Source organism: Hydrogenovibrio sp. (genome assembly GCF_965140365.1).
GTDB lineage: Bacteria > Pseudomonadota > Gammaproteobacteria > Thiomicrospirales > Thiomicrospiraceae > Hydrogenovibrio.
The window spans coordinates 29,915-53,439 of sequence record NZ_OZ223196.1; the positions used below are offsets into that span (position 1 = coordinate 29,915).

Sequence of the window (23,525 nt, forward strand, 5' to 3'; positions counted from 1 at the left end):
GGAACGAAACTAGGGACGACGTTCGAAAATCAAATCCCATACGCCATGACCCAGCTTATGGCCGCGCTGTTCGAATTTGGTCAAGGGGCGATAATCCGGGCGCGGCGTAAATTGGCCTTCACCGGCGGTGTTGGTGTAATCCGGTGCCGCAGTCATCACCTCCATCATTTGCTCGGCGTAATCCTCCCAATCGGTTGCCATGTGGAAGTGGCCGCCGGGCTTGAGGTGTTGGGCAATGGTGTGTGCAAATTCCGCTTGCAGGATGCGGCGTTTTTTGTGCTTTTTCTTGTGCCAAGGGTCGGGGAAGAACAGATACACCGCCGACAGGCTGTCTTTTGGAATCTGTTTGTTTAACACTTCCACCGCGTCGTCGTTGAAAACGCGTACATTGGTGAGGCCCTTCTCCTGAACCAGTTTCAACAAAGCGCCGACGCCGGGGCGATGCACTTCGATACCGATGTAATTGTTTTCCGGATGCGCTTCTGCCATAGCGGCCAGACTGGTGCCCATGCCGAAACCGATTTCGACAATGGTCGACGCATCACGCTCGAACAGCTCGGTGAGATCCAAGAGTTTATCTTCCTGTTCCAGTCCATAGCTTGGCCACATGGCGTCCAGCGCGTTTTGTTGTGCCTTGGAAAGGCGCCCTTGGCGTAGGACAAAGCTTTTGATGCGACGTTTTTCGGGTGGGATGTCGGTTGGTCTGTCCGCCGGTATTTCCGACGACGGTTGGGTTTGGGCGGTTTCGGTTGTTTTTTCGGTCATGGTGTTTAGTACAATATGTGGGCCGCTTGATTACCCTGAGGGGAATCTCGCTGCCCTAGTGTTTAAATTTTTGACTTATTATAACGGAAAAGCGAATTGGATAAACGACAGGCAATAACCGAACCTTCTTTTTCACAGGCCTTGTTGGATTGGTTCGATGTTTCGGGCCGTCATGATTTGCCTTGGCAGCAGGATAAGACCCCTTATCGGGTCTGGGTGTCGGAAATCATGCTGCAGCAAACTCAGGTGCAGACGGTTATCGCGTATTACGAGCGATTTATGGCGTCTTTCCCGACGGTGGAAGCCTTGGCCCAGTCTACGGAAGAAGCCGTGTTGGCCCATTGGTCGGGGTTGGGATATTACGCCCGGGGGCGCAATTTGCTGAAAGCGGCGAAAGTGGTGGTGGATGAATTGGGGGGTGTCTTTCCGTCGGATTTGGAAGGGATGATGGCTTTGCCGGGCATTGGCCGTTCCACGGCGGGTGCGATTCTGTCGATTGCCTGTGGGCAGCGGCATCCGATTTTGGACGGTAATGTCAAACGGGTGCTGTGCCGTTACGATGCAGTGGAAAGCTGGTCGGGCGAAAAACGGACTGAAGCTAAGCTTTGGCAGCGAGCCGAGGCGTTGACGCCGGAAATCCGGTTTGAAGACTATACTCAGGCGATTATGGATTTGGGGGCGACCTTATGCACCCGCAGCAAGCCGAAGTGTGATGTTTGCCCGGTTAGCGAAAACTGCCAGGCCTGGCAGCAAGGCCGAGTGACGGCGTTTCCGTATTCCAAGCCGAAAACCGAAAAGCCGACGCGAGCGGTGGCGATGTTGCTGCTGCGGAAACCGTCCGGTGATATTTTATTGGAAAAACGCCCAACAAACGGCATTTGGGGCGGGCTCTGGAGCCTGCCGGAATCGCCGGAGCCAGCGGTGCAAAACCTGATAAAAAACAAGGTTGAAACCGTCTGTGACGGCGCTGGGGATTTGATAAAATGGCCCCTTCTGAAACACACTTTCAGTCATTATCACCTGATGATTCAACCGATTTTGGTGGACCGGGTGCGCTCGACTGATCTGGACGGCGAATGGCTGCCGGTGGCGGAGGCCTTGACGCGAGGCGTGCCGGCACCGATTCGAAAACTCATCAAACAACTGGAGAGTCACAATGGCGAGAATGGTTAACTGTGTCAAAATGGGCGAAGAAATGGAAGGCTTGGATTTTCCACCTTTTCCGGGCGAATTGGGACAAAAGGTGTTTGACAATGTGTCTAAAGAGGCCTGGAAACAATGGTTGGCGCAACAGACGATTCTGATTAATGAATATCGACTGTCCAGCCTGGACCCGAAAGCACAAAATTTCTTGAAAGACGAAATGCAAAAATTCCTGTTTGGCGGTGAAGATATTGAATTGCCGGATGAGTTTAGCGCCGTTGATTAACGGGCACTTCTCTTTTAATCTCTTTTAACACCGATGAAAGGCCAGCGCAATGCTGGTCTGTTCGGTTTCATCGGAGAAACTTATCACTGGGATAGAGACGATTGATTCGGCCGAAAATCCGCTTGTGCTAAAATGAAAACGGGTGCCTAAGAAAGCAGAAATGGTTTTCTCAGGCACCGATTTTCAGCGATTAAAATAGAGATAATCATGTCGCAATTAGTGGATATCTACATCGGCCGTCAGCCGATTTTCGACGCGTCCGTGCGCGTTCATGCCTATGAACTGCTATTCCGCTCCGGTTCCGAAGACAACCATGCCCGCATCCTCGGTGGCGACCATGCCACGGCTCAGGTGATGATGAACCTGTTCGGCGATATGGGGTTTCAGGAAGTGGTCGGCCGTCATAAAGCGTTTATCAATTTCACAGAAGGGTTGTTGTTGAGTGAAAACAAGCCTTTCTTTCCGCCGAAGCAAATTGCCATTGAAGTACTGGAAAACGTGCAGGTGACGCCTAAAATCGTTGACGCCTTGAGCGACTTGCGTGCGAAAGGGTATGAAGTGGCGTTGGACGATTACATCTTCAATCCAAAGTTAGCCGAACTGGAAGCCTGTGCGGATATCATCAAGGTCGATATCCTACAAGTCGGGCCCAAGAAGATGCTGGAACACGTGGGCCGCCTGAAGGAAAAAGGCATTCGTCTGTTGGCCGAAAAGGTCGAGACGCGTGAGCAGTTCGAGTTTTGTCAAAAAATCGGCTTCGATTATTTTCAGGGCTATTTTTTTTCCAAACCGAAAATTTTGCAAGGCCGTAGTCTGCCGTCCAATAAACTATCGACCATGAAGTTGCTGGCCAATGTCTATGACCCCGACATCGATATGACGATTCTCAGTAATATCATTCGTCAGGATGTGGCGTTGAGCCAAAAGCTGTTACGTTTTGTGGCCACGGCGGGCGGCAACCATAAGATTACCTCCATTCACGATGCGGTGTTGCGCTTTGGCTTAAAGCGTTTGCAAAGCTGGTCGAGCATGATGGTGCTGTCGGGTGTGGATGATAAGCCACGCGAGTTGTTTCATACCTCATTGATTCGCGCTAAGTTTTGTGAATTGGTGGGCGAACAGGTGGGCGATTTTTCTAAGGACAGCTATTTTACCGTCGGGCTTTTCTCCACCTTGGATGCCGTGATGGATGCCTCTTTGGAAGAACTACTGGCGCAGTTGAACTTTGACCCGAAAATCAAACAGGCGCTGGTGGCCTCTCATGGAGCTTTAGGCGTGGCTTTGGCGGCGGTTAAGGGAATGGAGCAGGGCAAAACGGATTTTGAGCTTCCTGAAGGACTGACGCCGTCAGATTTGTCGAAATTGTATCTGGAAGCGATGGAATTCGCCAATAAGGTCGATTTGGGCTAATCGAAGGGGGTTATTCGGATTATAAAAAACCGCCACACCCTAAAGAGTATAAAGGCCTGGCGGTTTTTTGGTTTTACACAACCGGTGCGTCGTAGTCCTCGGGTTCATCGGAATAAACGCAGACGTTCCAATCGGCTGCCAGGCCGTCGTCGGCCTGACAGTAGGTTTCGAAAAACTCCACGATTTCACGGCGCTGACAATGTGCTTCAAAACTGGGCATATCTCGCCAGATTTCGTTAAACGCGATTGGCATGCTTTTCCCATCGGCAAACGGGCTTTGAATTTGACGGGTGACACGGTATTGAAGGCAGCCGTCTTCACGTAAAGTATTCGGCTCCAGTGCCTGGAGCACTTTGAACAGCGCGGATTCCTTTCCGGGTTTCGGTTGGAATTGCGCGATGCAATAAACGCGTTGAGACATGTTTCCTCCTGACGGTATCGAATCGTCGATGGTGTTTACCCGTGGTATTTTGGACTTAATTCGGTTACGGCTTTGATGAAGGCACCGGCATGTTCCGGGTTGACCTCCGGGTGGATGCCGTGACCCAAGTTGAAGATGTGGCCTGTGCCATGGCCGTATTTTTCCAAAATGGTTGCCACTTCTTCGCGAATGCGCGCCGGTGAGGCGTATAGAATGCTTGGGTCCATATTGCCTTGCAGCGCGACCTTGTCGCCGACACGGGCGCGGGCGTCGTCGATGTCGGTGGTCCAGTCCAAGCCCAGCGCATCACAACCGGTTTCGGCCATTTTTTCCAGCCATTGACCGCCGCCTTTGGTGAATAGAATGACCGGCACCTTACGACCGTCGTTTTCGCGTTTTAGGCCGTCGACGATTTTCGCCATATAGCGCAGTGAGAACTCCTGATAGTCGCGTGGCGTTAAAACGCCGCCCCAGGTATCGAAAATCTGCACCGCCTGGGCGCCCGCTTCGATTTGTGCATTCAGGTAAGCGATGACGGAATCGGCCAAGACATCCAAAATGTGATGCAAGGTGGCCGGTTCGTCGTACATCATGGCTTTGATTTTGGAGTAGGTTTTACTGGAGCCGCCTTCAACCATGTAAGTGGCCAGGGTCCAAGGGCTGCCGGAGAAACCGATTAACGGCACGCGCCCGTCCAAGGCTTTGCGGATGGTGCTGACCGCATCCATCACGTAACCGAGGTCGGAGCCCATATCCGGCACAAACAGTTTTTTCGCGTCGGACAAGGTGCGAACCGGTTTGTCGAAAATCGGCCCTTCACCGGTGGCGAAGCGCAATTCCAGTCCCATGGCATCCGGAATGGTCAGAATGTCGGAGAACAGAATGGCGGCATCCAGCGGAAAACGTTCCAAGGGTTGCAAGGTGACTTCGCAGGCCAGTTCCTTGTTGCGACATAAGTCCATAAAGGAACCGGCGACTTTGCGGGTTTCACGGTATTCTGGCAGATAACGACCGGCTTGACGCATCATCCAAACGGGGGTGCGATCCACGGGTTCTTTTAAAAGTGCGCGTAAAAAACGGTCGTTTTGTAGTTCCGCCATCGGAAATCCTTTTTATGTCATTTGAATCGAAAGAGCTATTTTAACGGCGAGACGGCCAAATGTCACAAAAAAACCGGTTTTCAATCCGGTTAGGAATCAAAGCCTTAGAAAAACGGGCGGCGTAGGGTGGAGAAGCTTCGATAGCCGCGCTGGAGTGTGAGTGTCGTTTATTCGTTGACGGGGTTCAGTAAGTCGATGGCAAAGGGAGAGCGCACCTTGACGAACATAGAACCACCGTACAGGAAACCAAAACCGCGGGCCTCGATGGTTTTGCCTTCCAGTGTTTTGAGTTTATCGTAATCAAAGCGTTCCCAATCGGCTTCTCGGATGCGAATGCCGGTCGTGTCCATATTGAGAATGTAATTGTTGGAGCTTTTGTCGACCTTGACAATTTTGCCTTTGAAAATGTGGTAGCCCTCATCTTCGGTATCGATTTCCGAAGAGGGTGCGATGGGGTAATGCAGGTCTGGCCGTTTTTTGGCTAGACTCCAGAGAGCCACCTGTCGTTCTCGTGCGGTTTTTTCCGCTTGGTAGTAACACTTTTGGTGTTTCATATTTGGCGGTTCCGATTTCGCCAATACCAGGCCGCTTTCCAACATCAGTTTTTGCAGGTTGACGATACGACCGTCCTGCTTGATGTACAGGTGGGCGTAATTACGGTAAAAGTCATCGATTTTCAGTTGATCGTATTCCACTCCGACTTCCAGGTCGTGATTGGCGAGCAGCTTGTTGAGCTGGGTTTGCGACTCTTTGGCCAGCGGTTGGCCACGTGTATAGAATTTCTGTTTTTTTTGAATTTGCGGGGCTTCAATGCCGATCAGGCGGAATTCGTTTTTTTGGATAATGACGGTATCACCGCTTAAGGCAAAGCTGGCTTTGACCCAGGTATCGATCTTCTGGGGGGCGCAGTCGTCAGCCTGAGACGTAAAAGCGATGGGCAACAGGCAGATCGGCAGCCACTTAGCACAGGATTTCAAGGCGGTCATCGAGAAATTCATCATGTCATTCATTGTCTTGGGTTGAAAAGGATGAGAAAGATTGTAGCAAAGGCCAAGCCAAGAGCGTGAGGAAAATCGATGGGATGTCAGGGAATCGTAGAAATAAAAAAGGCCGTTTGAAACGGCCTTTTTCGGGATATTTTGTTTCGCAACAAAATAACAGTGTGAAGTGCTTACTTGCGCATACCGTATTTTTGACGGAATTTTTCAACACGTCCTTCAGTATCGACCAGTGATTGCTTACCAGTGAAGAAAGGATGTGAAGCACTAGAAACTTCGATACGAACTAGTGGGTATTCTTTGCCGTCTAAAGTAATGGTGTCGCCAGAAGTCTTTTCAATCGTAGAACGAGTTAAAAAGGTTTCACCAGTCGAGATGTCTTGGAAAACCACTTCATTGTATTCTGGATGAATGCCTGCTTGCATGATGACGGTCCATTGTATTTATTGTAGCTTTCGACTTACCTTTTATCATTTTTGCTAAGTGATTAGGTTGGTTAACCAACTAAGTGAATCACTCGCAATCAGGCAAAGCTGAATAGCCACTATGTTTAAAAAAGAAAGCGAAATTATAGAACTAAAAAACTAAATTGCAAGAAAAATCATCAATTAATTAATGAATTTACTGCAGATTTTGCCTGCTAGTGGCCGTTATAAGGCGTTCGCAGGCCTTGCGATGCAATTATCGTTTCATCGCTGTAAAGAGTTCTTCATTCGTTTTGGTTACTTTTAGTTGATCAATTAAGGTTTCAATTGCTTCAACTTCGTTATTTAAGCCCTGTAAGAAACGGCGTAAAATCCAAATATTTTGTAGCTCATCTGGTGTGGTGAGCAACTCTTCCTTACGCGTACCGGACTTCTCGATATTGATGGCCGGGAAGGTGCGTTTTTCAGCGATGCTGCGTGACAGATGCAGTTCCATGTTACCGGTGCCTTTAAATTCTTCGAAGATGACTTCGTCCATTTTGGAACCGGTGTCCACCAAGGCTGTGGCGATGATGGTCAAGGAACCGCCTTCTTCAATATTACGCGCCGCCCCGAAGAAGCGTTTTGGGCGGTGCAAAGCGTTGGCGTCCACGCCCCCGGTCAGAATTTTGCCGGAAGACGGCACAACCGTATTATAAGCGCGAGCCAAACGGGTAATGGAATCCAACAAGATGACCACGTCGGTTTTGTGCTCCACCAAGCGCTTGGCTTTTTCGATCACCATTTCCGCAACCTGAACGTGGCGAGTGGCCGGTTCGTCAAAAGTGGAGGAAATCACTTCACCCTTAACGGTGCGTTGCATTTCGGTCACCTCTTCCGGGCGTTCGTCGATCAATAATACGATTAAATAGGCTTCCGGGTGGTTTTCGGCGATGGATTGGGCGATTTGCTGCAAAATCACGGTCTTACCGGATTTTGGCGGCGCCACAATCAAACCACGCTGCCCTTTACCAAACGGTGCGGCAATGTCGATAATACGCGTCGTAATATCTTCCGTACTGCCGTTCCCTAGTTCCATTTTCAAACGCTCTTGCGCGTGTAATGGTGTCAGGTTTTCGAAGGCGATTTTCTTACGGGCGACATCCGGGTCTTCGAAGTTGATTTTTTCAACTTTCAACAACGCAAAGTAGCGTTCGCCATCTTTTGGCGGACGGATTTTGCCTTGGATGGTGTCGCCTTTACGCAGGCCGAAACGGCGAATCTGGCTTGGCGATACGTAAAGGTCGTCCGGGCCAGCTAAATAAGAGCCGTCGCCGGAGCGTAAGAAGCCGAAACCATCCGGCAGAATTTCAAGCACCCCTTCACCGTAAATGTCTTCACCGTTTTTGGCGTGCGCTTTCAGAATGGCGAAAATGATGTCTTGTTTTTTCAGACGGGCCAGGTTTTCCAGGCCTTTTTCCGCGGCGATGTCCAGCAAAGCGGCCGCAGACATTTTTTTAAGATCGTTTAAGTTCATATGGTTATAACTGTCTTTGAGTAAGGTTGAACGGGGTTTTGGGTGTTTAAATGTTGGGGGATGATCGGGTGATTGTGAATCTAAACCGCCCATTGACGTCGGGCGGTTTTGAACGGGAAGTCCGTGAGGATTATAGGTTACCGTCTAAGAATGCACACAGCTGAGACTTAGAAAGTGCGCCAACTTGAGTGGCGTCCACTTCACCGTTTTTGAATAGAACCAATGTCGGAATACCGCGTACGCCATATTTTGGCGGTGTCGCTGGGTTTTCGTCGATGTTCAATTTAGCGACTTTGATTTTCCCTGCGTATTCACCGGCAACCTCGTCCAAAATTGGCGCGATCATTTTACAAGGACCACACCATTCGGCCCAGAAATCCACCAAAACAGGAACGTCGGACTGTAGTACTTCACTGTCAAAGTTTGCATCAGAGGTTGCAATCATGTTGTCACTCATTAGGTAACTCCTTACGTTTTAAGTATCTCGATTGTGATGCTTACACGCATCCCCAAATGGTTGTTGAGAAAGTCGTATGGGAAGCAATCAGGGTCGAGATAAGAATTATCATCCGATTCTTTATTGGGCTTTCCGTTGCGGCGGAACCCGTTTATGTATACGTCGAATGAAGATTAAATTTTTGAAATTTGGATAATTATTACATTGTTTCAGTTTTCAATGCAAGCAAAATCTGAAATGTTTTTCATTGAAGGGGTGGCGGTTTCAATAAAAGATGCTCAAAGTGCCAAAATCCCTTAGGATATGCGCATTACCTATCCCTTTTCACGATTGACATGATTTTGGTTTTCGATTTTAGTTTTTATGGATATTTCACATATATTAAATGATTTAAACGACGCCCAGCGTGAGGCGGTGACGGTAGACGACCGCCATGCGTTGATTCTGGCCGGCGCCGGGAGCGGCAAAACCCGAGTGCTGGTGCATCGTATTGCCTGGTTGACGGAGGTGATGGGGTTTTCGGCCTATAACATCCTTGCCGTTACCTTCACCAATAAAGCCGCCAGTGAAATGCGTGGTCGCGTGGAGGCGTTGATTGGTAATCAGTCGCAAGGCATTACCATGGGAACGTTTCACGGCATCGCTTATCGACTGTTGCGGACCCATTATCAGGAAGCCGGTCTGCCGCAAGCGTTTCAGATTCTCGATGCCGATGACCAGAAGCGGGTCATTAAACGTTTATTAAAAGCGCTGGAGTTGGATGAGGCACAATGGCCGCATAAACAGGTGCAGGCCTTTATTAATGGTGAAAAGGAAGAAGGTCGGCGTCCGCATCATATTGACGCCGGACACAATCCCTATGTGCGTAAAATGGTGCAAATTTACCAAGCTTACGAAGAGCAGTGCAAGCGGGCAGGCCTGGTGGATTTTGCCGAATTGCTGCTGCGCGCCCATGAGCTTTGGTTGAAGAACCCGCAAGTGCTGGCGCATTATCAGAATCGTTATCGCCACATCCTGGTGGACGAATTTCAAGACACCAATACGCTGCAATATGCTTGGTTGCGCGTATTGGCGGGTGCGACCGGCAAGCTGTTTATCGTGGGAGACGACGACCAGTCCATTTATGGCTGGCGAGGGGCGAAGATCGAGAACATTCGCCGGTTTGACGAAGATTTTTCCGACGTCAAAACCGTGCGCCTGGAGCAGAACTACCGTTCCACCAATATGATTTTGAAGGCGGCGAATACGCTCATTGCTCATAATCAGGACCGCATGGGCAAAAATCTGTGGAGCGCCGGAGAAGACGGCGAGCCGATTCAAATTTATGAGGCCTTCAACGAGCAGGACGAAGCGCGTTACATCTGTAACCAAATTGAGACCTGGTGCGAGCAGGGCGGCAACCGTTCGGAAATTGCTGTGCTGTATCGCTCCAATGCGCAATCGCGGGTGATGGAGCAGGCGCTCCTGCAGGCGCAAATTCCCTATCGTGTTTATGGTGGCCTGCGCTTTTACGACCGTGCCGAAATCAAAGATGTATTGGCCTATTTGCGTTTGTTGATCAGTCGCGAAGACGATGCTGCCTTTGAGCGGGTGTACAACCATCCGCCGCGCGGCATCGGCAATAAAACCGCCGACCAAATTCGTGAAGTGGCACGGATGGAAGAAATTTCGCTCTGGCAAGCGGCCAACCAACTGGTGGAAGCCGGTTTGACGGCGCGCGCCAAAACCGCGGTCAACGGTTTTTTGACCTTGATTGAAGCGCTGGATCAAAGCACCGAAGGGCAAAATTTGCAGGATCAGGTGATGCAAGTAGTGTCGCGTTCCGGTTTGCAATTGCACTTTGAAAAAGACACCTCCGAGCAAGGCCAAAGCCGCTTGGAAAACATCGACGAATTGATTAACGCCGTCAGTCAATTCAAGCCGATGCGCACAAACGAAAGTGTGGCTGATTTGCCGAGTGATGCGTTTGATGAACCGAATTTTGACAACCCCTTGGCGGAATTTTTGGCGCAGGCGGCGTTGGAGGCCGGTGAGCAACAGGCTGATCATTGGGAGTCGTCGGTGCAGTTGATGACGTTGCACGCCGCCAAAGGGTTGGAGTTTCCGCTGGTGTTTATGATTGGTTTGGAAGAAGGACTCTTCCCGTCTCAACAATCGCAGGAAGACCCTTATCGATTGGAGGAGGAACGTCGTCTGGCCTATGTCGGGATCACGCGGGCAGAAAAGCAGTTGATGATTTCCTATGCCAATCGTCGCCGGATGCACGGTTCGGAGTTTTATCCGTTGCCGTCGCGCTTTTTAAAAGAAGTGCCTGAGGATTGTGTACAGCATGTGCGTTTAAAAGGATCGGCACAGGCGACCACGTCGTCGTATGGCGGCGGATTTGGTGCCGGATTTGGCGCCGGCGCGTCGGCCACCTTGAATGAAAGCGGTTACCAGGCCGGAGAACGGGTGTTTCATCAAAAATTTGGTGAAGGCATGGTGTTGGCCACGGAAGGGGCGGGCGACCATGCTCGTATTCAGGTCAACTTCAACCATGCGGGCACTAAGTGGCTGGTGGCGGCTTTCGCCAAGCTGGAGAAGTTGTGATGTTCCGCGTCGAGGAATTGGGCATTTCGTCCTTGTTGGCGCCGGTATCGTTTGCTTTGGCCGAACAAGAAATTTTAATGGTGTCCGGCGTGTCCGGTTCGGGTAAGTCGCTTTTGTTGCGCGCGTTGGCCGACTTGGAGCCGCATTCCGGCCAGGCCTGGTTGAATTTGGAAGAGCAGGCGGCCTTTCCCTCGCCGGTGTGGCGGCGTCGGGTGATGTGGTTTCCGGCGGAAACGGCCTGGTGGGAAGACGCTGTTTTGGCGCATTATCCGCAAGCCGCTATTGAAAATGACCAGGCCTGGTTATTGTCCGGTTTGTCGGCTTTGGGGTTGTCAAAATCGATTTTGAAGCAGGCGGTGACGGCTTTGTCGAGTGGCGAAAAACAGCGTTTGGCGTTGTTGCGCGGGCTGGCCTTTCGGCCGAAAGTGTTGTTGTTGGATGAAGTGACGGCCAATCTGGAACCGAATACGACCTTGGCGGTAGAAGCCTTGGTGCAGCGGTATTTAGCCGAGGCCGGAGGGTGTGCGGTTTGGGTATCGCACGATCCGGCGCAGGCTGAAAGACTGGCTTCCCGGCAATTGACGCTGTCGAAAATTTCGGCTTCGTAATCCCGTTTTGGAAGAGCGTTTAGAGCATTGTCGAACGCCGCTTTTGACAATCGAGCTTGAAGCCGACCAATGGCCGGAAAGTTTGAGCGGTTTATTTGTCGAAGTATTTATCCAGTTCTTCGTACAGAATTTCCATATACATTAGCTTAGGTCCGCCGCCCATGACGACCGCCATCATCGCAGCTTCGAGAATTTCTTCTTTGGTGGCCTTGGCGCCGACACAATCTTTGGTGTGCACAGCAATGCACCAGGCGCACTGGAAGGCAATGGCCAGTGATAATAGAATCAGGTGTTTGCTTTTTTCATCCAGCGCCCCATCTTTTTCAGCGATTTTAATAAAGGCGCTGAACTCTTTCAGTTGATCGGGCATATCTTGCATTAGGCGCCCCATTAATTGCCCGGTTTCCTGTAATCTTTCCATGGTGTATCTCCTCGAATGTTGACAAGTCGTTTTACTTAGACAGACAAATTTATCTTACCGCAAAAGATTTTCAGTGTGTTTCGGTTTTATGAAAAATGAAACAGCGTATTGATTAAGAAGTGGTTCATGTGAATGGATCGGGCGTTCGGCCGTACTTTTGGTTTAAAATACCTCTATGAGCGATGACAAAAAACTGATTACTTCAGCCAATCTTGAATGGACACCTGAAGGCGTGCCCAAAGCCGTGGATTTTGACGATATCTACTATTCGCTTCGCAGCGGTCCGGCCGAGTCCGATTATGTGTTCGTGCAGCAAAACCGTTTGCCGGAACGCTTTGCGGCCTTGTCGCCAGAGACGGTGTTTACCGTGGCGGAAACCGGCTTTGGCACCGGCTTGAATTTTTTACAGACGGTACGTTCCTGGTTTGAAAATGCTCCTAAAAGTTCTGAACTGTGTTTTATTTCTTTTGAAAAGCACCCATTGAGTGTCGAAGATTTAAAAAAAGCGCACTTGGCCTTTGATGAATTAGGGACTTTATCGCAAGCGTTACTGAATGTTTATCCGCTTCGCTTGCCCGGCTGGCATGAAATGCGGCTATTTGACGGAAAAGTTCGGTTAATTGTTTGGTTCGGCGATGTTTTGCAAGGATTGGCTGAGTTTGATTGTTCCGTGGATGCTTGGTTTTTGGATGGCTTTACGCCGAGTAAAAACCCGGATATGTGGGCGCCGAATTTATACACCAATATGGCGCGATTAAGCCATTCCGAAACCACATTTTCCACCTTTACCGTTGCGGGAGATGTGCGTCGTGGGTTGCAAAAAGCCGGTTTTGAAGTGGAGAAGGCGCCGGGCTATGAATATAAGCGCGAAATGTGTCATGGTCATTTGGCTCAGGTGCGAGGATTTGCGTCTAAAACTCCCTGGTTTAAGGGGCCCGACCCTGTTGTTACTGTTACACGCGGGCGGCGGGCAATCGTGGTGGGTGCCGGGTTGGCCGGGGCGACGGTGGCGCACCAGCTGGCACAGCAAGGTTGGTCGGTGCAATTACTGGAGACGGCGGCGCAACCCGCACAGCAGGCGTCCGGTAATTTGGCCGGGGCCATTCATCCACTGGTGACCGCAGATTGGAATTTGCGCAGCCAGTTTTATTTGCGAGGGTTCGAAACCACGTTGAAGTGGCTGCGGCCTTGGTTGGAAGCGCAAGAAATTGTGGGCGAACTCAATGGCTTGATGCAGTTGGCGGTGACCGATACCATCGATACGCGTTTGACGGAGTGTTTAAAGCGCGTTGGATTGCCGCCGGAATTTGCGGTCTGGTGTAATGCCGAACAAGCTGGAGAGCGCATTGGACAAACGACGCCGTTTGAAGGATTGTTTTTTCCGCAAGGGGGTTGGGTGCGTCCTTCGACAGTGGTGGAAAAATGTTTGGCGCATGATGCCATCGAATTGCGCTTGGATGAGACGGTGGTGGATTTTACGAAAAACGGCCAGGCCTGGTCGATTTTAACGGATAAAACGCAGCTGGAAGCCGACGTACTGGTCGTGGCCACGGGAGCTTTGGATGAACGTCTGAATCGAAAGTTGGGCTTGCCGGTTCGTCGGGTGAAAGGGCAGGTAACGCATTTGTCGGCGGACGAGATTCGGACGCCGTTGCATTGTACTGTGACGCATCGCGGTTATACGGTTAATGGCGATTTTGGCGGTGATACGTCTTATGCTGCCGTTACCGGTGCGACTTTTGAAGGCGCCGATTCCATCACCGAGTTATCCGAGGCCGCTCAGGCCGAAAATCGTGCCATGGTGACCGAAGCATTACCGGCTTGGCTGGGTGAAGAAACCGGGTTGCACGGCAATATCGGGTTTCGCCCCGCGGTTGCCGATCATTTGCCGCTGGTTGGGGCTGTGCCGGATCCGGAGTGGATGAAACAAGCCTATTTAACGCAACCGCGCACGAAGGCGTTGCATACCTATTCGCCGCAACGTTATCAAACCGGGTTGTTTGTCAGTAATGGCCATGGTGCCCGGGGCTTGATGTCAGTCTTTCTCAGCGCGGAAATGATCGGTCGGATGGTGTCCGGCGAGATGGCGGTTATGCCGCAAAACCTGTATCATGCCGTCCACCCTTCGCGCTTCGATATTCGAGCCTGGCGCAGCGGTAAAAAGTCATACTAATGGACTTCTATCTCTACGTTAAATGGAGTATTATGGTGACCGTCAGTTGCATAAAAAATAATGTTAATAATTAAAAATAAGTGGTTGTTATGATGAAAAAAGCACTCTTTCTATTTGTGTTGTCAGTGTGGGGTCTGTCCGGTTGTTCGCAATCCATGGTCAATGAAAACGATGCGACGCTGAAAAAGGTTGCACCATCGTGGATTGTGTCGACTCAAGATGAAGACAGTAATTATTTATACGCCAAAGGTCAGGCACCTTTGGCGGAAGATCAGGAGCAAGCGGTTGAGCAGGCCAAAGCCAGCGCGAAGCAAAACCTGGCGGCGTTGGTGAATGGGCGCATGGAAGCCATGCCGTCTACGAAACAAATAGCCGTGATCGCCGAAACGCCGTTTGAGAGTAAGTTGCGCCAGGCGATTCGGGCGGAAGTGAAAAACTATCAGGTGATGGTACCCGATGCGAATACCGTGTATGTCGACAAGGACGCCGGTACGGTGTTTGCCTTGGCTAAGATTCCGAAAGCTTCCATTGATGATGCCATGATGGAGCGTTTGCAGGCGTTGGATAATCAATTAACGGATTATCTGCATGTGAGCAGTAAAGGCAGTAAGTTAACGCAACTGTGGTCGATTTTGCCGGCCATGCCAACGGTTGAAGCGCGTGCGGCATTAAAAGCTCGCATGGAAGCGTTTAAAGGTGAAAAAATCACTTTGCCGCACGACCAGTTGGCCGGTTTGTTGCAAAAACGTTTGGATACATTGGTGGATCAGATTGTCATCAACTTGGATGCCAGTACCCAAGACACCGCCGCGTATGAAAAGGCTTTTCGCCAGGCGTTGGCTTCCGAAGGGTTTAATATGACGGCTCGAAAACCGGATTTGACGTTCAAGTACTTCATTGAAGGCACGGAGTCGAAAGAAGAGACGTTGTATAAAATCAGCCTGATCGGCGATTTGGAAATGGTGAATGATTTGGGCGTGACGATGGCGACGGTCAGCAACGAATACCAAGGTATGAACGAGATGAAGCCAGCGGCAACCGATGCCGCTTTGATGGCATTTGCCGATGAGGCGACCGAGACGATTGTGAAAAGCTCGGTGGACTATATGAACAAGGTCAATCGGGTAAATTACAATCGTTAAGGGTTGGATGACATGAAAAAACTGTTGTTGTTATTGCTGGTGGTTGTGTTTGGGGTGCTGGCCGTGATGTTTGATTGGTTCGGCAGCCGAGACATTGCACAAAGTGGTGTGGAAGCGACACAAGGTGCGGTGGACAAAATTGAAGAAACAGGAGACACTATTTCCCAAACCATTCAAGAATTGAACGAAGTAAAAAAGGAAGCAAAGTAAATGATGTTATGGAAGCGGTTGCGTAAAAGCATTTTGATTGGGGGATTGTTTGGGCTGGCCACAGCAGCGAATGCCGCCATTGACGGAAATGCCGGACTGGATTTGTCTTTATCCAATGACACCGCTAATGTCGGTTTGTATTCCTTACGTGAGACACCGCAAGAGTTAACCAATCTGGGTATCGACTTCATGTTTAACAATGACGGTGACCGTGTGTTGGACCTGTTTGGTAGCATTGCCCGTAAAGGATTGATGGGTAATCAAAATCTGGAACTGGGCCTGAAGGGCAAAGTCTTCTATCTGGATGAAGATAAAGACGGAAACAACGGCTATGGTTTGATGTTGGGGGCCTTAGGGCGTTACTGGTTGCCGACGTCTGTGCCGTCGGCCATTGCCGCCGAGTATATTTATGCGCCATCGATTGTCACCTTTGGCGATGCCGATAACGCTTACGAGTTCAATATTCGCGCCGAAATGCGCGTTTTGCCGAGCGCAGTGGCTTATATCGGTTTCCGTCAGTTCCAGGTCAAATTCCCGAAGACAGGCTATCATGAAGTAGACGGCAATGCCCATATTGGCGTTCGCATCGCCTTTTATTGATTGGCCGACGATACCGTTTTTAAAAGGGCTTTTAAGCCCTTTTTTTGTTTGTAGCCTGTCCGTTTAGGAGGAAAGGAATGGGGTTTTTTCAGGAGAGAAAGCTGGGTGCTTCGATTTGGAATTGAGTAAAATAATCACATGAAACCTACAAACGACTTGTTTGCCACGTCTTATTTCTTTCCATTGTTAGCGTTTTCTCTGTTGACGGGGATTGGTTTTGTCTTCTGGCAGAACTATGAAGAACACCAACAAGTCAGTCGTGAAATCGCTTTGGAAGACGCGCGGAACTTTTCCATTTCCGTGGTTGGGTTCCGCAATTACTACGCAAAAAAAATCTTACCTTCCCTGGTGCAGCGCGGTGTGCCGATTACACATGATTTCGAAAATAATCCGGAGGGCGCGGCCCCTTTACCGGCGACTTTCGCTAAGGATTTTGGGCGTTATTTGTCATCGGGCGACAATGGCTATAAGGTCAAGCTCTACAGTGATCAGCCGTTTGCCTGGAGCGAGCATGCTAAACATTTGGATGCGTTTGAAACCGACGCTATGGCGTATTTACGTCAGCACCCTGATCAATCGTATTGGAAGATCGTGCAAGAAGGTGGGCAAAAAGTGCTGCGTTATGCTCGTGCGGATGTTTTAAAGCCCAGTTGCGTTGAATGCCACAATACCTACCCCGGCACGCCAAAAACCGATTGGAAAACGGGCGATGTGCGGGGCATTTTGGAAGTGCAGCGTCCGTTGAGCTATGGGGTCGCGGATGAAAAGCACGCTTGGCGTTCTTTTTTGTTTATGGTGGGTCTGGCGCTGATTACTCTTTTTTTATTGGCGGTGATGATGCGCCGTTTGAAACAATCCTTGCAGGAAACCCGTCAATTGCTGGAAGAACAGTCCGATGCCAATGACCAGCTTAATACCGAAGCCGACTATCGAAAACGCCTGACCGAAGAGCTGGTGATGAGCCAGAATAAAACCCGTGCGGTGATGAATTCGGTCACCGACGTGATTATCGTGATCGATGCCAAAGGCATTGTGATTGAGGTCAATCGCGCCATTGAAAAAATGTTTGGCTATAAAATGGATGAGATTCTCGGCCAGAATATCAGCTGTTTGATGCCGAATCCATACAGTGAAGCGCACGATGGCTATCTGGCCACTTATTTAAAAACACGCCAAAAAAATGTGATTGGCCGCACACGCCGCGTGGATGGGATGCGAAAATCCGGCGAGTGTTTCCCGATTGATTTGTCGGTCAGTGAAGTGCAATTGAATGACACCATTGTTTTCACAGGCGTGATTCGAGACATTACCGAACAGGTCGCGGTGGAAGAAACCATGGCGCAAGCGCGGGATCAGGCCATCCAATCCGCTCAACTGAAATCGGAATTCCTGGCCAATATGAGTCACGAAATTCGAACACCGATGAATGGTGTGATGGGCATGACAGGTTTGCTGCTGGATACCCCTTTGTCGAGGGAACAGCGTGCCTTGGCAGAAACCGTATCGTCCAGTGCGTCGAACCTGTTGCAGATTATCAATGATATTCTCGATTTCTCGAAAATCGAAGCCGGAAAGTTGAAAATTCATGCAGAACCGTGCCCATTATTGCCGACCATTGAAAGCGCGACGAGTGTGGTGGCGGATTTGGCTTTTGCCAAAGGGCTGCGGTTTGATTATTTCGTCGATCCCGATTTGCCGGAGCAGTTATTGTTGGACAACGTTCGGGTGCGACAGATACTGGTGAACCTGCTTGGTAACGCGATTAAGTTTACCGAAAGCGGATATGTGGTTTTACGTGTCTACTCCAAGTCCGAGCAGAACCGCCGTGAAGTGATATTTGAAGTCGAGGACACAGGTATCGGAATTGCTGAAGAGGCACAAGCCAAGCTGTTCAGCGCCTTTTCACAAGTGGACGGGTCGCCCACTCGACTGCATGGCGGAACCGGTTTGGGCTTAGCCATTTCCCAACAATTGGTCAGTTTGATGGGTGGGCGTATTCGTTTGCGTAGCCAAGTTGGGAAAGGGTCACATTTCTTTTTCTGTTTGCCGTTACAGCCGGTGGGGGACGAAACCTGCCTGGAGAAATTTACCCATACGATGAAAGGTATTTTATTTTCCGAAGCCGACCGGGTCACCGACCTGATTGTGCAGCAGATGGCGGACTTGAATTTTTCTGTGACGCCGTTTGACGACTTTGAGGCCTTTTATAAGGCGGTCCAGCAAGTGGATTCCGAAACGTTGATTGGTGTCGATTTATCGACCCTGGAAAGCACTTTCATCGATTCGGAACTTTGTCTGAAAAAAATGCAGGACTTGCTGGATACCGGCGGCCGAATTATATGGAATGTGACTCGCCAGCAGCGCCAGGATTCGGTCTATCGCCCTTATCTGGAAAATGACCAGGCCTACTGTTTGATGAAACCGGTGAAAATTTCTTTATTGCATCGGAATGCCCATCTGATTGAGTCGGGCAATCTGGATAAGGTTGAAAGAGAAATTTATCATATTATGGAACCCTCCGATGACCACGAAGCATTGGCCGAAACCGGGACGGCCGTTGAACATCGTATCTTGATGGTGGAAGATAATCTGGTCAATCAAAAGCTGGCGTTGGCTTTGTTGGCGAAGATGGGCTATGAAGCCGATGTGGCCGTCAACGGTCAAGAGGCGCTGGACAGATTGCAGTCGGCTTCTTATGATTTAATCTTAATGGACTGTCAGATGCCGGTGAAAGACGGTTATCAGGCCACTCGGGAAATACGTCAGCTTGAAGAAGGCACCGGTCAGCATATTCCGATTATCGCCATGACCGCCAATGCGATGAAAGGGGACGACGAAAAGTGTTACGCCGTCGGCATGGACGATTATATGACCAAGCCGATTGATCCGAAGCAACTGGCGGAAAAAGTCACATTTTATTTACGACAACAGACGGCCTCTCAGACTTAATGGTAATCCCAACAGGTATTAAGAAGATGGAATCACACGACGCAACGCAAAAGAAAATCGGGCTCCTTATTATTGGAGACGAGGTGTTGTCGGGTAAACGGCAGGACAAACATCTGGTGCAGGCCAACAGTCTGTTGCGCCCGCGCGGTTTGGCCATCTCCTGGGTACGCATTCTGGGGGATGAGCCGCGATTTTTGACCGAGACCTTAAAAGAAACCTTTGCCAGTGGCGATATCGTGTTTTCATTCGGCGGTATTGGTGCGACGCCGGACGATCGTACGCGTCAGTCGGCGGCCAAAGCGCTGAATGTGCCGATTGAGCGCCACCCTGAGGCCGTTAAAGAAATCGAAGCGCAATTTGGTGACGAAGCCTACCCGCAGCGCATTCACATGGGCGAATACCCGCAGGGTGCACGCATTATTCCAAACGCCTATAACCGTGTTCCCGGTTTTTCGGTGGGCGACCACCACTTTATGCCCGGCTTTCCGATGATGGCGAAATCCATGATGGAGTGGGTGCTGAACACTTATTATGCCGAGATGACCTTTGAACCGACCGTTGAGAAAACCATTCGTCTGAAGGATGGACAGGAATCGGAATGGATTACCTTTATGGAAGATTTCGAAGCGCGTTTCCCGGATTTGCGTCTATTTAGCCTCCCCAGTATTTCGTCCAATGGGGAACGGACCATTGAACTGGGCGTTGAGGGATTTGAAGCCCAGGCCGAAGCCGGACTGCGAGTGTTGATTGCCGAAGCGGAAAAACGTCAAGCGACGTTTGAAGTCCTTTGAAATCGCGTGCCACGGATGTCCTGGTGGTGGGCGCGGGGGCGGCCGGTTTAATGTGCGCGGCCACCGCCGGTTATCGTGGCCGGCGGGTCGAAGTGCTTGACCATGCGCCCAAAGCGGCCGCCAAAATCCGCATTTCCGGCGGCGGGAAATGCAACTTTACCAACCGGGCGGTTGGGCCGGAACATTATCTGTGCGGCAATCCGCATTTCGTCAAAAGCGCCTTGGCACGTTATCAACCGCAGGATTTTATCGACCTGGTGGATCGTCATGGTCTGGCGTATGAAGAACGCGAACTGGGCAAACTTTTCTGTCTGGATCGCGCGGGGGACTTAATTCAAATCCTGCGCACCGAATGTGACTGGGCTGGCGTCGAATTCCAATTAAACACAGGAATCGAACGGATCGAAACCCTAGAAGAATCGTCTCGCCCCTTGCGGTTTCGTGTCGTCACCGATCAAGACATCATCGAATGCGAATCGCTGGTGGTGGCGACGGGCGGCTTGTCGTTTCCGAAGTTGAAAGCCAGTGGTTTCGGGTATTGTCTGGCGGAGCAGTTCGGTTTGGCCGTGACAGAGAAACGTCCAGGCCTGGTGCCTTTGGTGTTTGACGGCAAAATGCGCGACTTTTGCGCCGCCATGGCTGGGGTGTCGCTGGATGTAACCCTCTGCAATCAAGACACCACACAATCCTTTTCAGAAGCCTTATTGTTTACCCATCAGGGCATCAGCGGCCCGGGTGTCTTGCAGATTTCCAATTACTGGCGGCCGGGCGAAGCGATTCGGGTGAATCTGCTGCCCGGCCTGAAAGTCGCCGAAGCCTTGTTGCAATTGAAACGCGACAATGCCGGGTTGAAAAAGTGGTTAAACGGCTTCTGGCCCAAGAAATTTACCCAGGCCTGGCTGGAAAAATACTCCTTGCCTGAACCGTTGGCGGAGCTGCCGGACGACCGCCTGAGGCAGTATGCCGAACAACTGACCGAGTGGACGCTTTACCCATCGGATACCGCGGGTTACGACAAAGCGGAAGTGACTTTAGGGGGGATTGACACGGATGCGATTTCCTCGAAAACCCTGGAAGTGAAAAACGCGCCGGGACTTTACTTTATCGGTGAGGTGCTGGATGTAACGGGGCATCTGGGGGGCTATAATTTTCAATGGGCCTGGTCGTCGGGGTTTGCGGCCGGGCAATCGGTTTGACCAAGATTTGGGTCTAATGCCGTATAATAATTTTTTCAAAAAAACAAACGAGAGCGAACAAGCGTTTTATGAACCTACTCAATCTACCCGAAGACACCCGTGCGCCTTTTTCCAAAACCGTTCAGACGTTGATTCAGAAGCATAAAATTGATCCGAACGAAATTTTTATGAATGTGTTGGAAAGTGAAGAAGCGCCGGAAATGAACTATTGGATGCTGAAAGTATTGATTCAAGAGCATTTTGTGTCGCCGCAACAGGAAGTCGCTAAGGACGCGGCCGGTGAATCGGTGAAGCCATTACAAGCAGCGTGTTTGCTGAACAATGTCGGTGCGCTGGCCGCATTGTTGGAAGCCAATGCCTTTCAGGGTGGGGTGACCGACCGTGAATTTCAATTGGCGGCGCGGATCGCTTCTCGCCAGGAAGACCAAGGCGCTTTGGGTGTGATTATGAAATACGCCCAGGAAGTCGGTCACCTGGAAACCTTTATGCGTGAATTGCAGGATGCGCCCATTCAATAAACTGAATAAACCAGTCAATTAAGTTTACTCTTTGTTTTGAGACTGAGAAGTTTTATAGTGGTTTGTAATTCCCCAAATGACTATTTAACTTAACTTAAGGTGATGCAAAATGACGTTACGTTTACCCTTTCTTTTTATCTCTGCCACATTAATAGCGACCGGCGCGCAGGCGTTTGAAGACATTCCTCATCAAAAAAACGAGGCTTATGTCTGGGATTCTTACGGCAATGTCGTCCGTGACCGAGACGGTAATTGTGTGAGAACCATCCACTGGAAAGAAGACACGGTACCTTGCGGTGGTCAACCGAAAGCCACAGTAGAAGCGGCAGCGCCTGTTCCAAAAAAAGCCGAACCGGTCGCTAAAGCCGCCGAAGAGCCAGTTGTTGAAGAAGTTGCGGTGGTGGAAGTGGCTAAGCCGTCCGACTTTAGCGGTTTTTTCAAAACCGACAGCTTTGAACTGACTGACAAAGCCAAATCAAAACTGGATGATTACGCCGAGTATCTACAGGCGAACCCGGATTCGGGCTTGCAAATTCGCGGTTTTACCGACTCTAAAGGTTCCGCGGCTTATAACCAAAAACTATCGCAAAAACGCGCGGATGCCGTTAAAAATTATCTTGAAAGCAAAGATGTGGATGCGAAACGTATGGAAGCGATTGGTGAAGGTGAGAAATATCCGGTTGCGGATAATGCGACAGCCGATGGGCGTGCTAAAAACCGTCGCGTGGAGCTGACAGTTACAGAATAATGATAAAGTGAACTTCCTTTTGAGCGGCGAAAGCCGCTTTTTTTGCGCTCTTTTAATAGTAAAAAACTATTATTTTAGTTAAAACAATTAATTTTACTTAATGGTAGAGTTTGCCTAGAATAGATTCTGTATTCAAAAGGAATTCATTTTTTAAGCTGTTGTAGTGCGATAAGATAAGAACTGCAATCACTAAACCAAGGAGAAACAGATGTCTCAAGCAATGGAAAATCGTGAAGGAAAAACGGTCCCAAGCGTTGTCTGGCCAACGCGTCAGAACAACGAATGGGTAAACATTAACAGTGATGATATTTTCAAAGGTCGTACGGTTGTCGTTTTCTCGCTTCCGGGGGCTTTTACCCCAACCTGTTCTTCAAGCCACTTACCTCGCTACAACGAGCTTGCCCCGGTATTTTTTGAAAACGGCGTGGACGAAATCGTTTGTCTGTCCGTAAACGATACCTTCGTTATGAACGAATGGGCGAAAGACCAGGAGTCTAATAACGTGACCTTGATTCCGGACGGGAACGGCGAGTTCACGGAAGGCATGGGCATGTTGGTTGATAAAAACGACCTTGGTTTCGGTAAGCGTTCATGGCGTTATTCCATGTTGGTGAAAGACGGTGTCGTTGAGAAAATGTTCATCGAGCCGAATGTCCCGGGCGACCCGTTTGAAGTCTCCGATGCCGATACCATGCTGAATTACATCAACCCGAACGCGCAAGCGGCGAAAGTGGCGACCATTTTCACCAAGCCGGGTTGTCCTTTCTGTGCCAAAGCGAAAGCGGCAATGGAAGATGCCGGCATTGAATATGAAGAAATCGGTATTTCCAATCACGGTGTCACGTCACGTACGCTTCGTGCAGTGGCCAATGCGGATACGGTTCCGCAAATCTTCATCGAGGGCGAATACGTCGGTGGTTCCGACGACCTTGAAACCTATTTGGACAAATAAACCAAACAGGTAGATGGATGCAAAAAACCACCAGGCCTGGTGGTTTTTTGCCTTTTAAGGCCCGTAAAGCCTTATAACAGAATTATAAGAATGCCTATTTATGGATT

Annotated in this window: 23 protein-coding genes; 15 read left to right on the forward strand and 8 right to left on the reverse strand. The window is 50.0% G+C overall.

What is annotated here, in order from left to right; all coding sequences use genetic code 11:
- Positions 1 to 9 precede the first annotated feature (9 nt).
- Complete coding sequence (gene trmB, locus AC0KH7_RS00110) at positions 10 to 765, reverse strand: tRNA (guanosine(46)-N7)-methyltransferase TrmB (RefSeq protein ID WP_472369597.1); 756 nt, start codon at positions 763 to 765, stop codon at positions 10 to 12.
- Between the two features lie 96 nt (positions 766 to 861).
- On the opposite strand from trmB, the gene mutY reads away from it, so the two are divergent.
- From mutY to AC0KH7_RS00125, 3 genes are all read left to right on the forward strand, one after another.
- Positions 862 to 1,938 (forward strand): A/G-specific adenine glycosylase, encoded by a 1,077-nt coding sequence (gene mutY, locus AC0KH7_RS00115; RefSeq protein ID WP_472369599.1) that lies wholly within the window; start codon positions 862 to 864, stop codon positions 1,936 to 1,938.
- Positions 1,922 to 2,194, forward strand: a complete 273-nt coding sequence (locus AC0KH7_RS00120; protein WP_472369601.1) for an oxidative damage protection protein — start codon at positions 1,922 to 1,924, stop codon at positions 2,192 to 2,194. The genes mutY and AC0KH7_RS00120 overlap by 17 nt, the downstream gene beginning before the upstream one ends.
- Before the next feature lie 207 nt (positions 2,195 to 2,401).
- A complete protein-coding gene (locus tag AC0KH7_RS00125) occupies positions 2,402 to 3,604 on the forward strand; it encodes an EAL and HDOD domain-containing protein (RefSeq protein ID WP_472369603.1) in 1,203 nt (400 codons plus the stop codon).
- Positions 3,605 to 3,677: 73 nt separating this feature from the next.
- On the opposite strand, the gene AC0KH7_RS00130 is transcribed toward AC0KH7_RS00125, so the two are convergent.
- From AC0KH7_RS00130 to trxA, 6 genes are all read right to left on the reverse strand, one after another.
- Positions 3,678 to 4,025 (reverse strand): putative quinol monooxygenase, encoded by a 348-nt coding sequence (locus tag AC0KH7_RS00130; RefSeq protein WP_472369605.1) that lies wholly within the window; start codon positions 4,023 to 4,025, stop codon positions 3,678 to 3,680.
- Between the two features lie 35 nt (positions 4,026 to 4,060).
- Positions 4,061 to 5,125, reverse strand: a complete 1,065-nt coding sequence (hemE, locus tag AC0KH7_RS00135) for a uroporphyrinogen decarboxylase (RefSeq protein ID WP_472369607.1) — start codon at positions 5,123 to 5,125, stop codon at positions 4,061 to 4,063.
- A gap of 167 nt (positions 5,126 to 5,292) precedes the next feature.
- Positions 5,293 to 6,126: a thermonuclease family protein gene (locus tag AC0KH7_RS00140; RefSeq protein WP_472369608.1), complete on the reverse strand. Its 834-nt coding sequence runs from the start codon at positions 6,124 to 6,126 to the stop codon at positions 5,293 to 5,295.
- 170 nt (positions 6,127 to 6,296) lie between these two features.
- Positions 6,297 to 6,548 (reverse strand): type B 50S ribosomal protein L31, encoded by a 252-nt coding sequence (locus AC0KH7_RS00145; RefSeq protein WP_011369547.1) that lies wholly within the window; start codon positions 6,546 to 6,548, stop codon positions 6,297 to 6,299.
- A gap of 256 nt (positions 6,549 to 6,804) precedes the next feature.
- Entirely contained in the window at positions 6,805 to 8,064 is a 1,260-nt protein-coding gene (rho, locus tag AC0KH7_RS00150; RefSeq protein ID WP_472369610.1) for a transcription termination factor Rho, read from the reverse strand.
- Between the two features lie 130 nt (positions 8,065 to 8,194).
- Positions 8,195 to 8,521 carry a thioredoxin TrxA gene (gene trxA, locus AC0KH7_RS00155; RefSeq protein ID WP_011369549.1) on the reverse strand — a complete coding sequence of 109 codons (327 nt, stop codon included), beginning with the start codon at positions 8,519 to 8,521 and terminating at the stop codon, positions 8,195 to 8,197.
- A gap of 363 nt (positions 8,522 to 8,884) precedes the next feature.
- On the opposite strand from trxA, the gene uvrD reads away from it, so the two are divergent.
- The gene (gene uvrD, locus AC0KH7_RS00160) at positions 8,885 to 11,110 is read left to right on the forward strand and encodes a DNA helicase II (protein ID WP_472369612.1); all 2,226 of its coding nucleotides are present in this window, start codon (positions 8,885 to 8,887) and stop codon (positions 11,108 to 11,110) included.
- On the forward strand, positions 11,110 to 11,718 hold the full coding sequence (locus tag AC0KH7_RS00165) for an ABC transporter ATP-binding protein (protein ID WP_472373773.1): 609 nt from the start codon (positions 11,110 to 11,112) through the stop codon (positions 11,716 to 11,718). Before uvrD ends, AC0KH7_RS00165 begins: the two co-directional genes overlap by 1 nt.
- Before the next feature lie 91 nt (positions 11,719 to 11,809).
- Here AC0KH7_RS00165 and AC0KH7_RS00170 read toward each other — a convergent pair whose 3' ends face one another.
- The gene (locus AC0KH7_RS00170) at positions 11,810 to 12,139 is read right to left on the reverse strand and encodes a carboxymuconolactone decarboxylase family protein (RefSeq protein ID WP_472369614.1); all 330 of its coding nucleotides are present in this window, start codon (positions 12,137 to 12,139) and stop codon (positions 11,810 to 11,812) included.
- 175 nt (positions 12,140 to 12,314) lie between these two features.
- Here AC0KH7_RS00170 and mnmC point away from each other — a divergent pair, with 175 nt between their 5' ends.
- From mnmC to AC0KH7_RS00220, 10 genes are all read left to right on the forward strand, one after another.
- A complete protein-coding gene (mnmC, locus tag AC0KH7_RS00175) occupies positions 12,315 to 14,312 on the forward strand; it encodes a bifunctional tRNA (5-methylaminomethyl-2-thiouridine)(34)-methyltransferase MnmC2/FAD-dependent 5-carboxymethylaminomethyl-2-thiouridine(34) oxidoreductase MnmC1 (protein WP_472369616.1) in 1,998 nt (665 codons plus the stop codon).
- 89 nt (positions 14,313 to 14,401) lie between these two features.
- Entirely contained in the window at positions 14,402 to 15,454 is a 1,053-nt protein-coding gene (locus AC0KH7_RS00180) for a hypothetical protein (protein WP_472369617.1), read from the forward strand.
- 12 nt (positions 15,455 to 15,466) lie between these two features.
- Positions 15,467 to 15,664 (forward strand): hypothetical protein, encoded by a 198-nt coding sequence (locus AC0KH7_RS00185; RefSeq protein WP_472369619.1) that lies wholly within the window; start codon positions 15,467 to 15,469, stop codon positions 15,662 to 15,664.
- The gene (locus tag AC0KH7_RS00190) at positions 15,665 to 16,264 is read left to right on the forward strand and encodes a YfaZ family outer membrane protein (protein ID WP_472369621.1); all 600 of its coding nucleotides are present in this window, start codon (positions 15,665 to 15,667) and stop codon (positions 16,262 to 16,264) included.
- A gap of 138 nt (positions 16,265 to 16,402) precedes the next feature.
- Positions 16,403 to 19,213, forward strand: a complete 2,811-nt coding sequence (locus AC0KH7_RS00195; protein WP_472369622.1) for a PAS domain S-box protein — start codon at positions 16,403 to 16,405, stop codon at positions 19,211 to 19,213.
- A gap of 26 nt (positions 19,214 to 19,239) precedes the next feature.
- Positions 19,240 to 20,004: a competence/damage-inducible protein A gene (locus tag AC0KH7_RS00200; protein ID WP_472369624.1), complete on the forward strand. Its 765-nt coding sequence runs from the start codon at positions 19,240 to 19,242 to the stop codon at positions 20,002 to 20,004.
- Positions 20,001 to 21,200 carry a BaiN/RdsA family NAD(P)/FAD-dependent oxidoreductase gene (locus AC0KH7_RS00205; protein WP_472369626.1) on the forward strand — a complete coding sequence of 400 codons (1,200 nt, stop codon included), beginning with the start codon at positions 20,001 to 20,003 and terminating at the stop codon, positions 21,198 to 21,200. Before AC0KH7_RS00200 ends, AC0KH7_RS00205 begins: the two co-directional genes overlap by 4 nt.
- Before the next feature lie 68 nt (positions 21,201 to 21,268).
- Positions 21,269 to 21,718 carry a hypothetical protein gene (locus AC0KH7_RS00210; protein WP_472369628.1) on the forward strand — a complete coding sequence of 150 codons (450 nt, stop codon included), beginning with the start codon at positions 21,269 to 21,271 and terminating at the stop codon, positions 21,716 to 21,718.
- 109 nt (positions 21,719 to 21,827) lie between these two features.
- Positions 21,828 to 22,466 carry an OmpA family protein gene (locus tag AC0KH7_RS00215; protein WP_472369630.1) on the forward strand — a complete coding sequence of 213 codons (639 nt, stop codon included), beginning with the start codon at positions 21,828 to 21,830 and terminating at the stop codon, positions 22,464 to 22,466.
- Between the two features lie 208 nt (positions 22,467 to 22,674).
- Positions 22,675 to 23,418 carry a glutathione peroxidase gene (locus AC0KH7_RS00220; RefSeq protein ID WP_472369632.1) on the forward strand — a complete coding sequence of 248 codons (744 nt, stop codon included), beginning with the start codon at positions 22,675 to 22,677 and terminating at the stop codon, positions 23,416 to 23,418.
- Positions 23,419 to 23,525 lie beyond the last annotated feature (107 nt).

Coding starts and splice junctions, on each gene's coding strand:
- trmB (WP_472369597.1), bottom strand. CDS start 765: ATGACCGAAAAAACAACCGAAACCGCCCAAACCCAACCGTCGTCGGAA.
- AC0KH7_RS00120 (WP_472369601.1), top strand. CDS start 1,922: ATGGCGAGAATGGTTAACTGTGTCAAAATGGGCGAAGAAATGGAAGGC.
- AC0KH7_RS00125 (WP_472369603.1), top strand. CDS start 2,402: ATGTCGCAATTAGTGGATATCTACATCGGCCGTCAGCCGATTTTCGAC.
- AC0KH7_RS00130 (WP_472369605.1), bottom strand. CDS start 4,025: ATGTCTCAACGCGTTTATTGCATCGCGCAATTCCAACCGAAACCCGGA.
- hemE (WP_472369607.1), bottom strand. CDS start 5,125: ATGGCGGAACTACAAAACGACCGTTTTTTACGCGCACTTTTAAAAGAA.
- AC0KH7_RS00140 (WP_472369608.1), bottom strand. CDS start 6,126: ATGATGAATTTCTCGATGACCGCCTTGAAATCCTGTGCTAAGTGGCTG.
- AC0KH7_RS00145 (WP_011369547.1), bottom strand. CDS start 6,548: ATGCAAGCAGGCATTCATCCAGAATACAATGAAGTGGTTTTCCAAGAC.
- rho (WP_472369610.1), bottom strand. CDS start 8,064: ATGAACTTAAACGATCTTAAAAAAATGTCTGCGGCCGCTTTGCTGGAC.
- trxA (WP_011369549.1), bottom strand. CDS start 8,521: ATGAGTGACAACATGATTGCAACCTCTGATGCAAACTTTGACAGTGAA.
- uvrD (WP_472369612.1), top strand. CDS start 8,885: ATGGATATTTCACATATATTAAATGATTTAAACGACGCCCAGCGTGAG.
- AC0KH7_RS00165 (WP_472373773.1), top strand. CDS start 11,110: ATGTTCCGCGTCGAGGAATTGGGCATTTCGTCCTTGTTGGCGCCGGTA.
- AC0KH7_RS00170 (WP_472369614.1), bottom strand. CDS start 12,139: ATGGAAAGATTACAGGAAACCGGGCAATTAATGGGGCGCCTAATGCAA.
- mnmC (WP_472369616.1), top strand. CDS start 12,315: ATGAGCGATGACAAAAAACTGATTACTTCAGCCAATCTTGAATGGACA.
- AC0KH7_RS00180 (WP_472369617.1), top strand. CDS start 14,402: ATGATGAAAAAAGCACTCTTTCTATTTGTGTTGTCAGTGTGGGGTCTG.
- AC0KH7_RS00185 (WP_472369619.1), top strand. CDS start 15,467: ATGAAAAAACTGTTGTTGTTATTGCTGGTGGTTGTGTTTGGGGTGCTG.
- AC0KH7_RS00190 (WP_472369621.1), top strand. CDS start 15,665: ATGATGTTATGGAAGCGGTTGCGTAAAAGCATTTTGATTGGGGGATTG.
- AC0KH7_RS00195 (WP_472369622.1), top strand. CDS start 16,403: ATGAAACCTACAAACGACTTGTTTGCCACGTCTTATTTCTTTCCATTG.
- AC0KH7_RS00200 (WP_472369624.1), top strand. CDS start 19,240: ATGGAATCACACGACGCAACGCAAAAGAAAATCGGGCTCCTTATTATT.
- AC0KH7_RS00210 (WP_472369628.1), top strand. CDS start 21,269: ATGAACCTACTCAATCTACCCGAAGACACCCGTGCGCCTTTTTCCAAA.
- AC0KH7_RS00215 (WP_472369630.1), top strand. CDS start 21,828: ATGACGTTACGTTTACCCTTTCTTTTTATCTCTGCCACATTAATAGCG.
- AC0KH7_RS00220 (WP_472369632.1), top strand. CDS start 22,675: ATGTCTCAAGCAATGGAAAATCGTGAAGGAAAAACGGTCCCAAGCGTT.